The 12,009-nt window shown below is 75.9% G+C and carries 10 protein-coding genes; 8 read left to right on the top strand and 2 right to left on the bottom strand.

Annotation, left to right across the window (positions count from 1 at the left end):
• Nucleotides 1-26 precede the first annotated feature (26 nt).
• A complete protein-coding gene (locus BUS84_RS34665; RefSeq protein ID WP_074318549.1) occupies nt 27-746 on the bottom strand; it encodes a DUF998 domain-containing protein in 720 nt (239 codons plus the stop codon).
• A gap of 154 nt (nt 747-900) precedes the next feature.
• Between BUS84_RS34665 and aspS the strand changes: the two genes are divergently transcribed.
• From aspS to BUS84_RS34685, 4 genes are all read left to right on the top strand, one after another.
• Nucleotides 901-2,706 (top strand): aspartate--tRNA ligase, encoded by a 1,806-nt coding sequence (gene aspS / locus BUS84_RS34670; RefSeq protein WP_074318550.1) that lies wholly within the window; start codon nt 901-903, stop codon nt 2,704-2,706.
• An 83-nt stretch (nt 2,707-2,789) separates the two neighbouring features.
• Nucleotides 2,790-3,638 carry a sugar nucleotide-binding protein gene (locus tag BUS84_RS34675; protein ID WP_244298822.1) on the top strand — a complete coding sequence of 283 codons (849 nt, stop codon included), beginning with the start codon at nt 2,790-2,792 and terminating at the stop codon, nt 3,636-3,638.
• A gap of 64 nt (nt 3,639-3,702) precedes the next feature.
• A complete protein-coding gene (locus tag BUS84_RS34680; protein ID WP_074318551.1) occupies nt 3,703-4,311 on the top strand; it encodes an ArsR/SmtB family transcription factor in 609 nt (202 codons plus the stop codon).
• Nucleotides 4,308-5,609, top strand: coding sequence for an MFS transporter (locus BUS84_RS34685; RefSeq protein WP_074318552.1), 1,302 nt, complete (start codon nt 4,308-4,310; stop codon nt 5,607-5,609). The genes BUS84_RS34680 and BUS84_RS34685 overlap by 4 nt, the downstream gene beginning before the upstream one ends.
• Before the next feature lie 52 nt (nt 5,610-5,661).
• Here the strand turns inward: BUS84_RS34685 and BUS84_RS34690 are convergent, their stop codons facing one another.
• Nucleotides 5,662-6,402, bottom strand: coding sequence for a GNAT family N-acetyltransferase (locus tag BUS84_RS34690; protein ID WP_074318553.1), 741 nt, complete (start codon nt 6,400-6,402; stop codon nt 5,662-5,664).
• A gap of 140 nt (nt 6,403-6,542) precedes the next feature.
• Between BUS84_RS34690 and BUS84_RS34695 the strand changes: the two genes are divergently transcribed.
• The 4 genes from BUS84_RS34695 to BUS84_RS34710 all read left to right on the top strand — a co-directional run bounded on the left by BUS84_RS34695 (nt 6,543) and on the right by BUS84_RS34710 (nt 11,982).
• On the top strand, nt 6,543-6,755 hold the full coding sequence (locus BUS84_RS34695) for a hypothetical protein (protein WP_074318554.1): 213 nt from the start codon (nt 6,543-6,545) through the stop codon (nt 6,753-6,755).
• Between the two features lie 75 nt (nt 6,756-6,830).
• On the top strand, nt 6,831-8,366 hold the full coding sequence (locus tag BUS84_RS34700) for a replication-associated recombination protein A (RefSeq protein ID WP_074318555.1): 1,536 nt from the start codon (nt 6,831-6,833) through the stop codon (nt 8,364-8,366).
• Nucleotides 8,367-10,687: 2,321 nt separating this feature from the next.
• Nucleotides 10,688-11,365 (top strand): hypothetical protein, encoded by a 678-nt coding sequence (locus tag BUS84_RS34705; RefSeq protein ID WP_074319342.1) that lies wholly within the window; start codon nt 10,688-10,690, stop codon nt 11,363-11,365.
• 152 nt (nt 11,366-11,517) lie between these two features.
• Entirely contained in the window at nt 11,518-11,982 is a 465-nt protein-coding gene (locus BUS84_RS34710; RefSeq protein WP_074318556.1) for a DUF948 domain-containing protein, read from the top strand.
• The last annotated feature ends 27 nt before the right edge of the window (nt 11,983-12,009 follow it).

The following is a 12,009-nucleotide window of genomic DNA, read 5'->3' on the forward strand; positions in this document are numbered from 1 at the left end:
GACCCGCGTCGCGCGTGGGGCCTGCCTCATGCGAGCCGATCGGGCCCGTCCGCTGGTCGCAAGGGATCCGGGGGTACGACATCAACCGCCGGCAGGACCGGACCGACGGATGTGGCACCACCGGTGGCCCACGCCAGGTGCGCCTGCCGGGCCGAGAGGACCGCCAGCAACGGCCAGAGCGACACGGCCACCGCCGTCACCCGCTCGGCCAACCCGGTCCGGGATCCGCTGGTCACCTCGAACGCGCACCAGCCGAAGAGGGCGAGCAGCGCGAGCGTGGCGCTCAACCCCACGGTTCGGCGGAACGCCCACGGAGGCTGCGGAGCCCCCGGGTGCGCGGCGTCCGGGCCGCGCGGCAGCCGCAGCGCCGAGCCGGCCGGCCACAGCACCAGGGCGAGGACGGCCACCGTCGCCGCGATGCCGTGGCTGAGCGAACCGCCCACCGGCGGCCGGGGAAAGGCGACCAGCGCGATGGTGGCCACACCACCGATCGCGAGCAGAAACCGGCTGGGCAGCCCGGCCGCGTGCAACACGGCGGCCACCGACAGGTAGCAGCAGCCGAGCAGCACCAGGCACGCGATCATGATCCAGGCGTCGGTGGCGTCGTGACCGGCCAACTGGCTGATGGTGTCCCGGATCGGGTCGTACCCGGCGGGCTGCCGGGTCTCCGCCACCGTCCAACCGGTCACCAGCAGCACGGGTGCGGCCGCCGCCGTGGCGACGGCCCAGTTCGGTACGGCGCGCATTCGGCCACGTTAACCGGACCGGCGGCCCGCGAACCGGCGTTCGCCGCGCTGCCCACCGACGGATCACCCCGGCCTGCCGGGTGCCCCGGAACAACGACTGCCGCCCCTGACAGAATGCCGGTGAGGACTGTTCCACGATGAGGAGTTGCCAGCCGTGATCCGTACCCACAATGCCGGAAGCCTGCGCGCGGCGGACGCCGGCTCGACGGTGACGCTCGCCGGGTGGGTGGCCCGCCGGCGCGACCACGGCGGCGTCATCTTCGTCGACCTGCGCGATGGCTCCGGCGTGGTCCAGGTGGTGTTCCGCGAGGAGGACGCGCACGCGCTGCGCAACGAGTTCTGCGTGAAGGTCACCGGCGAGGTGACCCGCCGGCCGGCCGGCAACGAGAACCCGGAGCTGCCCACCGGCGAGGTCGAGGTGACCGCCGCCGAGCTGGAGGTGCTCTCCGAGGCGGCGCCGCTGCCGCTGCCGGTGGACGACCAGATCGAGGCCGGTGACGACATCCGGCTCAAGTACCGCTACCTGGACCTGCGCCGCAGCGGCCCGGCGAACGCGCTGCGGCTGCGCTCGCGCGCCAGCCAGCTCGCCCGGGGCGTGCTGCACGAGCGGGACTTCCTGGAGATCGAGACGCCGACGCTGACCCGCTCGACGCCCGAGGGCGCCCGCGACTTCCTGGTGCCGGTCCGGCTCCAGCCCGGCAGCTGGTACGCGCTGCCGCAGTCGCCGCAGCTGTTCAAGCAGCTGCTGATGGTCGGCGGCATGGAGCGGTACTACCAGATCGCCCGCTGCTACCGGGACGAGGACTTCCGCGCCGACCGGCAGCCGGAGTTCACCCAGCTCGACATCGAGATGTCCTTCGTGACCGAGGACGACGTGATCGACCTCGGCGAGGCGATCGTCTCGACGCTCTGGAAGGACCTGGCGGGGCACGAGATCAGCCAGCCGATCCCGCGGATCACCTGGCACGACGCGATGGCGCGCTACGGCTCCGACAAGCCGGACCTGCGCTACGGCGTCGAGCTGACCGAGCTGACCGACTACCTGCGCGGCACCGAGTTCCGGGTCTTCGCCGGGGCGATCGACGCGGGCGGCTACGTCGGCGCGGTGGTGATGCCCGGCGGCGCGGCGCAGAGCCGCAAGGAGCTGGACGGCTGGCAGGACTGGGCCAAGGCGCGTGGCGCGCGTGGCCTGGCGTACGTGGTGCTGGACGCCGAGACCGGCGAGGCACGGGGCCCGGTGGCCAAGAACCTCTCCGCCGAGCACCTGGGCGGGCTCGCCGACGCGGTCGGCGCCAAGCCGGGCGACGCGGTCTTCTTCGCCGCCAGCGCCACCACCCGTGAGGCGCAGGAGCTGCTCGGCGCCGCCCGGGTCGAGATCGCCAAGCGGGCCGGGCTGATCGACGAGAGCGCGTGGGCGTTCTGCTGGGTGGTCGACGCGCCGATGTTCGAGCGCACCGACGAGGGCGGCTGGACGGCGGTGCACCACCCGTTCACCTCGCCCAACGCCGAGTGGGTGGACCGGTTCGAGGAGGCACCGGACCGGGCGCTGGCGTACGCGTACGACATCGTCTGCAACGGCAACGAGATCGGCGGCGGGTCGATCCGTATCCACCGGGGCGACGTGCAGAAGCGGGTCTTCGACCTGCTCGGCATCACCCCCGAGGAGGCGCAGGACAAGTTCGGCTTCCTGCTGGAGGCGTTCAAGTACGGCGCTCCGCCGCACGGCGGCATCGCCTTCGGCTGGGACCGGGTCTGCATGCTGCTCGCCGGCGCGGACTCGATCCGCGAGGTGATCGCGTTCCCGAAGACCCGCGGTGGCTTCGACCCGCTGACCGGCGCGCCGACGCCGATCACCGGTCAGCAGCGCACCGAGGCCGGCATCGACGCCAAGCCGAAGCCTCCGGCCACCGCGCACACCGGCACCGCCGGCCCGGCCGCCCCGGTGGCCGACCCGGTCTGACCACCTCGCCGCTCTCCCCGCCCCCGCCTCGTTGATCATGAGGTTGGCGGGGCCGCGCTCTGGCGCGTCGCCCCGCTAACCTCATGATCAACCATGGTGAGGTGAAGGGGGTCGGGATGCGGGAGCGGGTGCTGGTCGTCGGGGCCAGTGGTTTTCTCGGGCGCGAGGTGTGTCGGCGGGCGGCGCCCGGGAGGCGGGTGTTCGGGACGTATCACTCCGGCGCGATCACCGCGCCGGGTGTCGAGGCGCGGCGGCTGGACGTGACCGACCGGGCCGCCGTGCGCGCGCTGGTCGCGCAGGTGCGGCCGGACGCCGTGGTCTCCACCCCCTACCGGTACGACGACTGGACGGTCACCGCCGACGGGGCCGCGCACGTGGCGGTCGCCGCCGCCGAGGTGGGCGCCCGGCTGGTGCACGTGTCCAGCGACGCCCTGCACGCCGGTCGCCCGTCGCCCTACGCCGACGACGAGCCACCCACCCCGGTGAACGCGTACGGGGCCGCGAAGGCCGCGGCCGAGACGGCGGTGCGGGCGGTCGACCCGGGCGCGGCGCTGGTGCGTACCTCGCTGATCCTGGGGGAGGGCAGCAAGCAGATCCAGCTCTGCCGGCAGGCGATCGCCGGGCGGGGTGCCCTGTTCACCGACATGATCCGCTGCCCGGTCGACGTGACCGACCTGGCCGACGCCGTCCTGGAACTGGTCGACAGCACGTACGCCGGCCCGCTCAACGTGGCCGGCGTGGACGCGGTCAGCCGCGCCGAACTGGGCCTGCTCGTCGCGGAGCGGTTCGGCCTGGACGCGGCCGGGCTGAAGACCACCACCAGCGCCGCCGCGGGGCTGCCCGGTCCCGGCGACGTACGCCTGGACTCCACCCGTGCCGCCGGCCTGCTGCGGACCCGGCTGCGCGGGGTGCGCGAACTCCTGGCTCGCTGAGCGCACGCACACTTCCTGTGCATAACTCTTGTGCACAGGAAGTGTGCAGAGATAGTGTGCAGCTATGGCAGTTGACGGAGAGGCGCCGCGGCCGGCGCCGCGCGAGGTACGGATCGACAAACGGCAGGTCCGGGTGCTGGCGCACCCGCTCCGGATGCGACTGGTCGGGGCCCTGCGGGTGAACGGGCCGGCCACCGCCACCACCCTGGCGGAGTTGCTCGGCACCAATACCGGCGCGACCAGCTACCACCTGCGCCAGCTCGCCGAGGTGGGGCTGGTCGTCGAGGATCCCGAGCGGGGCAGCGGACGCCAGCGCTGGTGGCAGGCGGCGCACGACGTCACCAGCTGGGAACCGACCGACTTCGACGACGACCCCGACGCCCGGGCCGCGATCGAGTGGATCCAGGGCGACCAGGTGCGCCTCCTCGTCGAGCACGCTGAGCGGTGGTTCGCCACCCAGCACGAGTGGTCGCCCGCCTGGCGGGACGCTCTCGGGATGGGAGACATCTTCATGACCATCCCGCCGGCCCGGCTGGAGGAGCTCAAGGCGGAGGTGTGGCAGGTGCTGGAGCGGTACCACCGCGAGGCCGACGCCGCCGACGCCGCCGATCCGCAGGCCCGCCCGGTGCAGGTCTTCCTGGCCGCCTACCCGTTGCGGGAGGGGCCCCGATGAGCGCGCTGACCGTACGCCAGGTCCGGGGTCGCTACCTCACGCTGTACGGCCTGCGCTGGCTGCCCACCGGCCTGATGATCCCGGTGATGATCCTGCTGATGCAGGAGCGCGGCCTGTCGCTGCCGCAGATCGGCCTGGTCAGCACCGCGCAGGGGCTGCTGGTGCTGGCGCTGGAGTTGCCCACCGGCGGGCTCGCCGACGCCCTCGGCCGCCGACCGGTGCTGCTCGCCGCCGGCGCGCTCAACCTCATCTCGCTGTCGCTGTTCGCGGTGGCCAACTCGTTCGTGCTCTTCTTCGCGGTCTGGGCGTTGCAGGGGATCTACCGGGCGCTGGACAGCGGCCCACTGGAGTCCTGGTACGTCGACGCCACCATGGCCGCCGACCCCGAGGCGGAGTACGAGCGCGGGCTCGGCCACGCCGGCACCGTCGCCGGGTTGGCCATCGGCGCCGGCGCGTTGCTCGGCGGCGGCCTGGTCGCACTGGGCCCGATCGGTCCGGTCAGCGCCCTCACGGTGCCCGTGCTGGCCGCCATCGTGGCCCAGGCGGCGGCGTTGGTCGCGCTGTTCGTCCTGCTGGTGGAGCAGCGGCCGGCCACCGGAGCGGCGGCGCTGCGCGCGTCGGTGATCCAGGCGCCCCGGATGATCGGCCAGGCGTTCGGGCTGCTGCGCCGCTCCCGGGTGCTGCTCGCCCTGGTGGCCGTGGAGCTGTTCTGGGGCTTCGGCATGGTCACCTTCGAGTCGCTGCTGCCGGTCCGGCTCGCCGAGGTGATCGGCAACCCGGAGCGCGCCGCCGCGCTGCTCGGGCCGGCCAACTCGGCCGCCTGGCTCGCCTCGGCGGCCGGCGCGGCGCTGACCCCGCTGCTGCTGCGCTGGCCCGGCGCCGCGCCGGGCGCCGCCCTGCTGCGCATCCTGCAGGGTGTCACGGTGGTCGGGATGGGGCTGTTTGCCGGACCCGTCGGGGTGCTCGTGGCGTATCTGGCCTGCTACACCGTGCACGGCGCGTCCAACCCGCTGCACAGCGGGCTGCTGCACCGGCAGGTCGACGGCCCGTACCGGACCAGCGTGCTCTCGCTCAACTCGATGATGTCGCAGCCGGCCGGCGCGCTCGGCGGGGTGGCGCTGACCGCGCTCGCCGCCGCCACCAGCGTCGGCACCGCCATGGTGGTCGGCGCGGTGGTGCTGGCCGTCGCCGCCCCGCTCTACCTGCCCGCCTGGTTCGCCGGTCGCCGGCCCGTCGACCTGCCCACCGACCCGGCCGCGGTCCCCGCACCCGTGGAGCCACATGCCGCCGGGCGTTAGGAGGGGCCCCTTCCTCTAGACGAGGCGAAACCAAGGGGCCCCTCCTTACACCTCAGGCGAGGCGTAGCGAGCTGAGCTGGAGAGTGTTGGTGAAGCCGAGTCGGCGGTAGAGCCGTACCGCCCCGAGGTTGTCCGGGTAGACGCCCAACCCGACGGTGTCGTAGCGGGTCAGCAGCGCCCGCGTCATCCCGGCGGTCAGCGCCGCGCCCAGCCCCCGACCCCGCTGATCGGGGGCGACGGTCAGGCCGGCGAGGAAGCCGATGTCGCCCCGGCTGCGGTCCGCGCCGCACGCCACCAGCCGGCCGCCGGCCCGGATGCCGTACCAGTCCACCACCCGCGGGTCGCCGGGGCGGGAGGTGGTGCTCGGGAACGCCTCGTCGATCAGCGCCTCCAGCGCCGGGTGGTCGGCCTCGGCGAGGCGTACCACCCGCTGCTCGTCGGGCTGGGCCGGCGGCGGCGCGTCGGTCCAGTGGAAGTCCCAGTCGTCGTGCCGGCTCACCGCCAGCCGGCCCGCCAGCAGCGCCGGGTCATGCCGGGGCAGGTGCAGCCACTGCTCGGGGCGCAGCGCCCCGTCGGCGGCCAGCGCGGCACAGACTTCCAGCGCCGGTCCGGCCGGGCCGATCGCGCCGCCAGCGGGTCCCTGCCCGGGCGGCAACAACCACAGCACCGCGCCGTCGCGCCGGTAGCCGCGTGCCGGCGCCCCACGCCAGAGCGCGTGCCGGGCGTACGGGTGATGACCGGCGGCGGCGAGGATGGCGGCCCGGTCCTGGAGCACCTGGTCGTCGGTGATCATGGCTTCCAGCCTAGGAGCCGGGGGACGGGTGACCGCGTCGGGTCAGGCTGGCGTGCTCCGATCCACGGTGGAGATTGGCGATCCGACCGATTGGGTACATCTCGCGCCGACCTACTGGGAACCCCCACCGGAGGACCGTCATGCTCGCCATTCTCGCGGCCATCGTCTTTGGCTTCGCCCTGCTGATCGATCTGCTCAACACGAACTTTGGGGCGCCGGACCTGTTCAACTGGAACACCCTCGTGCTCATCGGGTTGCTGCTGCTCTCGCTCTACCTGGCCGGCGTGGGCAGCGGCCCGCGCGGCGGTGGCGGCGGTCGCTGGTACCGGGGCCGGCGCCCTGGTCGTGGCTGACCGGAACCGATCATCGGCTGCCCGGCTCGCGGCGCGATTCCGGCGTCGCGGGCCCGGCCCGGTACTGTCTTCGTGATGGAGTCCGACGCCCTCTTCTCCCTCGGTGCACCCGCCGGGCCGCGCAGCGCGCCCGCCGGTCCCGCCGGTGTCGACGGCTTCACTCCGGTAGCGGACGATTCGCCCCTGCCCGTCCGGATGCGCCCGGCGAACCTCGACGAGCTGGTCGGGCAGGACCACCTGCTCGCCCCCGGCGCGCCGCTGCGGCAGCTGGTCTCCGGTGGCGCACCGATGTCGGTGATCCTCTGGGGACCGCCGGGCAGCGGCAAGACGACCATCGCGCACCTGGTGGCCGGGGCCACCGACCGCCGGTTCGTCGCCATGTCGGCGCTCTCCGCCGGGGTCAAGGACGTCCGGGCGGTGATCGAGACCGCCCGCCGCCAGCGCCGCTCGGGCGGCCCACAGACCGTGCTCTTCATCGACGAGGTGCACCGGTTCAGCAAGACCCAGCAGGATTCGCTGCTCGCCGCCGTCGAGGACCGTACGGTCACGCTGCTGGCCGCGACCACCGAGAACCCGTACTTCTCGGTCATCTCCCCTCTGCTGTCGCGGTGCGTGCTGCTCACCCTGCAACCGCTGGACGACGACGCGGTGCGCGGGCTGCTGCGTCGCGCCGTCGCCGACGAGCGCGGCCTGGGCGGCGCGCTCACCCTCGCCACCGAGGCCGAGGACCACCTGGTCCGGCTCGCCGCCGGTGACGTCCGCAAGGCGCTGACCGCGCTGGAGGCGGCGGCTGCCTCCGCCACGGCGCTCGGCGCCGGGCGCATCGACCTCGCCACCGCCGAGCAGGCGGTCGACGTGGCGGCGGTGCGCTACGACCGCGACGGCGACGCCCACTACGACGTGGTCAGCGCGTTCATCAAGAGCATGCGCGGCTCGGACGTCGATGCCGCGGTGCACTGGCTGGCCCGGATGCTGGTCGCCGGGGAGGACGCCCGGTTCATCGCCCGCCGGCTGGTCATCTTCGCCAGCGAGGACGTGGGCATGGCCGATCCGGCCGCGTTGAGCGTGGCCACGGCCGCCGCGCACGCCGTCGAGTACGTCGGGCTGCCCGAGGCGCAGCTCAACCTGGCCCAGGCGGTGATCCACCTGGCCACCGCACCCAAGTCGAACTCGGCGACCACCGCGATCGGTGCCGCCATCGCCGACGTGCGCGCCGGCCGGGGCGGCCCGGTACCGCGCGGGCTGCGCGACGCGCACTACGCCGGCGCCCGGGGGCTGGGCCACGGGACCGGCTACCGCTACCCGCACGACGACCAGCGCGGCGTGGTCACCCAGCAGTACGTCCCGGACGACCTGGTGGGCACCGACTACTACCGGCCCAGCCCGCACGGGGCGGAGCGGTCGGTGGCGACCCGGCTGCCGTTGCTGCGCCGGATCGTGCGTGGGCTGCCGGCTCCGCCCGCCCGCCCGGAGGACCCGTCGGCCGGGTCGCCCGTAACGGCGCAGACCGCGTCGGCGCTTGCCGACGGGAATGGTCGCCCGACGGGCACGCGCGGTACCGGCACGATGCAGGACAGCGGCACGAACGCCGCAGGAGAGGGTCAACAGTGAAGTCGCGTGGTGCGGACCGTCCGGACGAGGGCCCGGACGAGCGGCGCGAATCCCGCGCCAAGGGGCGCCGCTGGGGCCGAGGCCGGGCCGAGGCCGAGCCGGAGGCGCCGGTACCCGGCGAGGAGTTCGGCTGGATCGACGACCTGCGCTCGGCCAAGCAGCAGCGCGGCGAGCTGGGCCCCGACGGCGCCCCGGCCGAGCCCGCCGGGCCGCGCGGGCCCGCTCCGGTGTCGCCGGACGTCCCGGCGCCGCCCGCACGCCGTGGCGACACGGACGGCGCGGCCGGGCGCCGACCGGTGGACGGACCGTGGCCGGGCGAGTCGCCGCCGCAGCCGGGCCGCCGATCGGACGAGCGGCCGGCCACCGACCGACCCCGGCCCGCTGCCGGTGCCGCCGTCCCCGGCCAGCCGCCGCGCCGCGGTACGGTGCCGGTGCCCGGCACCGGCCCCCGCGCCGCCGGTCCGCCGCCCGCGCCCGGCACGGGCGCCGCCCGACCGGTCGGCGGTGACCCGGCGGGCCCACCCGGGCCCCGCCCGACGTCCGGCGCGCCAGCCGGCCCGACCCGGTCCCGCCCGGCGGCGGTCCCCCCCGGCGCACCCGCCGGCCCACCGACCTCGGGCACCCCGACCGGCCGCCGGCCGGCCGCCGCGCCAGCCGGCCGCGCGGACGCGATGCCGCCACTGCGCCGCCCGGACGCCGCGCCGCCGGGCCGTCGACCGGGCCCGGAGCCGACCGAGCCCGGCCGTCCGCTGCCCGCCGACGGCAGGCCCGCCGGCCGGCGGGCGACCGGCCCGGCGCCCGATCCGGCCCGGATGGCCGCCGCCTCCGGCCCTGCCCGGTTCGACGCCCCGCCGGCCGGCGCCACACCGCCGGTCCCCGATGGCCTGCGACCCGACCCTGCCGTCGACCGTGACCCGCGCACCGCCCGGCGTCGCCCGGGCCCGGTCGACCCTGGTGCACCGGAGCCGTCCGGGCGCGGGCCCACGGCGCCTGCCCGCCCGGCCGTCGGCGGTCGCCGCCGCGCCGCCGAGCCCGCCGCGCCGGTGGTGCCCCGTTCGGGCAACGAGCCACAACTGCCCGACGCGTCCACCGGTCACACCGGCGGCACGCCCACCGTCGGCCCCGCCGACGGCACCGGGCGCCGCCGGGCCGTCCCCGACGAGCAGGGCCGACGCGCGCCGGCCGGCGGCGAGCCCCGGGCGGACCGCCCGGAACGGCCAGCCGACTGGCTGCGCCAGGCCGGCCGCCTGCCGCACACCGATCCCGCCCTGCCGGTGGTCAACCGGCGCGGCAGCACCCCACCCGCCGCGGAACGTCGTTCGGCGCCGCCCGCGGGTGCGGATCTCACCGGCGGCTCGCCCGGCCCGCTCGCCGTGCCGGACCCGGCCGCGGAGCGCGCCGCCGGCCGCCGGTCCGCCGGTCCGCCACCTGACCCGGGGGTGGACGCCTCCACCGGTCGCCGGGCAGCCCTGCCCGGCACGCCGGAGTCCACCGGGGAGCAGCCGAGCGGTGGCCTGACCTACCCGCCAGCGGTCGGCGAGCGGCCCACCGGCCGCCGGGGCGCTCCGGGGAACACTTCGGACCCCAGTGGTCGACGGCGCCGCCCCGCGGCGGAGCCCGGCAACGACGGGCCTGCCGGCCCGGGCCGACCCGGCGCGGCGGGCAACCGCGGCGACGACCCGTACGCCGATCCGGCCGGCGGTGGGCGGCCCGCCGCCGGTGGCGGTCCCGCCGGTCCGGGCGCACCGGCCCGCGGCGCCGCCCGCACCACCCCGCCCGGCCGGGCCCGACCCGCCCCCGGCGACGCGCCCGTCTCGGGCGCCGGCCGGCGTGGCCCCGACGGGCCGCCCCGGCCTGGCCCCGGTGCCGAGGCTGCCGCCCGGGGTGCCGCCCGCCCGGACGGCGCGGCCCGTGCCGCCGTCGCACCGGGCGCCGGCCCGGACGGGTCGCCCCGGCCGCGTCCCGACGGCCCAGCTCGTGCCGCTGTCCGCCCGCCCGGCGTCGCACAGCCGCCCGTTGGCGATGAGCGGGCCGGTGGAGAGGCCGGCAGCGGTCCCGCGGCGCCCGCGGTGGCCCGCGCCGGTGCGCCGGCCGTTCGGCCCACGCCAGCGGACCGCGCCGCCGGCCGTGCCCTGCCGCCGCACCGGGAGCCCGGCCGCCCCGAACCGACCGGCGTCGCACCGGTGCCGCCGCCCGCCCGCGCGGGCGAGCCCGTCGCCGTGGCGCGGGCCGCCGCCGCGGTGCCCCCGCCGGCTGGAGCGATGGACCGGCCGACGCCCGAGCCGGCCGCCGGGCCCGCGCTGCGCGCGCCCGGCCAGGACGTGTCCGACGACGACGCCGCCGCCCCGGGCGCCCGGTCCGAGCTACGCCGGCAGTCGCGAGAGCGTCGCCGCCTGCGGGCCGCGGTGCTGGCGCTGGTCAGCGTCGTGCTGCTCGGCGCGGTGCCGCTCTTCTTCGGCGTCCGTACGTTGAGCCGGGACCCGGTCTTCGACAACCTGGACCAGCTGAACGTGCCGGGCTGGGCTGCCGCGAAGACGGTCGACGACGTCAGTGGCAGCCGCTGGTGCCTGCTCGACTGTCGGCTGCGCGAGCGCACCGTCACCTCGGAGAAGTCGCCGGAGGAGACGGCGCAGGTCTATGAGAGCGCGCTGCGCCAGGACGGCTGGCAACCCTGGAAGGTGGCCCGCTGCCCGGAGCAGGAGACGAAGGGCAGCTACACCTGCTGGCGCCGTGACGAGCTGACCCTCGACCTGTGGGTACGCGAGCCGACCTGCGTGCCGCCGCCGGTCGACGGCGAGCCGGCGATCGTGCCGTCTCCCGAGCCGTCGGCCGCTGCGGCGGAGTGCGCCGGCTCGTTGGTGTCGGTGAAGGTACGCAACGCGATCGACGACGAGCGGACCAGGCCACAGCCGAGCACCGATCCGTCACTGACCGGAGAGGATCCGTTCCCGACGGTCAGCGCGGACCCGCTGGGTGAGTTGACGCCCTCACCGTCGTGAGCGGGGCTCCATCACGGACGGTAGGGTCTGGGGCTGGCGGGCCCGAGCCCCGCCGCCGCTGACCGGTGACGATCGGCGGGCCCGGTACGGGTACCACGGTTGTGTGTTCCGGGGACGTCGGGTCCCCGGAACTCTGCTTGAGGAGGACAGGCGTGGGCGACATTGGAGAGGTTGCGGCGCTGGTCGCGGCGTGCGCGTTCGCGGTGCTGGTGCTGATCCTGACGCTGCCCATCCTGCGGCTGCGGCACACGGTGGACGCCACCACCCGGATGATCAACGACCTCAACGATCGGACCGCGCCGCTGATCGGTGACGTGAACACCACGGTGAAGAACGTCAACACCGCCCTGGAGCAGGTGCAGACCTCGCTCGATGGCGTGAACCTCCAGCTGGCGAAGGTCGACACGATGACCAGCCACGCGCAGAACGTCACCGCCAACGTCGCCAACCTGGCCACCGTGGTCTCCGCCGCGGCCGCTAACCCGCTGGTCAAGGTGGCCGCGTTCGGCTACGGCGTGCGCCGGGCCGCCGCCAGCCGCCGGCACGCCGAGACCGAGCGCGAGGTGCGCGACATCATCAAGCAGCAGCGGCGGGCCGCCCGGCGCGGCAACCGCTGACCGGCCGGCCCACCAGGAGGTAGCGAG

The organism is Micromonospora cremea, from assembly GCF_900143515.1.
In the GTDB taxonomy this organism is placed as follows: Bacteria; Actinomycetota; Actinomycetes; order Mycobacteriales; family Micromonosporaceae; genus Micromonospora; species Micromonospora cremea.

Bases quoted from the DNA above. Each gene is read 5' to 3' on its own strand.
- BUS84_RS34690 (WP_074318553.1), bottom strand. From the start codon at position 6,402: ATGATCACCGACGACCAGGTGCTCCAGGACCGGGCCGCCATCCTCGCC.
- BUS84_RS34680 (WP_074318551.1), top strand. From the start codon at position 3,703: ATGGCAGTTGACGGAGAGGCGCCGCGGCCGGCGCCGCGCGAGGTACGG.
- BUS84_RS34700 (WP_074318555.1), top strand. From the start codon at position 6,831: ATGGAGTCCGACGCCCTCTTCTCCCTCGGTGCACCCGCCGGGCCGCGC.
- BUS84_RS34685 (WP_074318552.1), top strand. From the start codon at position 4,308: ATGAGCGCGCTGACCGTACGCCAGGTCCGGGGTCGCTACCTCACGCTG.
- BUS84_RS34665 (WP_074318549.1), bottom strand. From the start codon at position 746: ATGCGCGCCGTACCGAACTGGGCCGTCGCCACGGCGGCGGCCGCACCC.
- BUS84_RS34675 (WP_244298822.1), top strand. From the start codon at position 2,790: ATGATCAACCATGGTGAGGTGAAGGGGGTCGGGATGCGGGAGCGGGTG.
- BUS84_RS34695 (WP_074318554.1), top strand. From the start codon at position 6,543: ATGCTCGCCATTCTCGCGGCCATCGTCTTTGGCTTCGCCCTGCTGATC.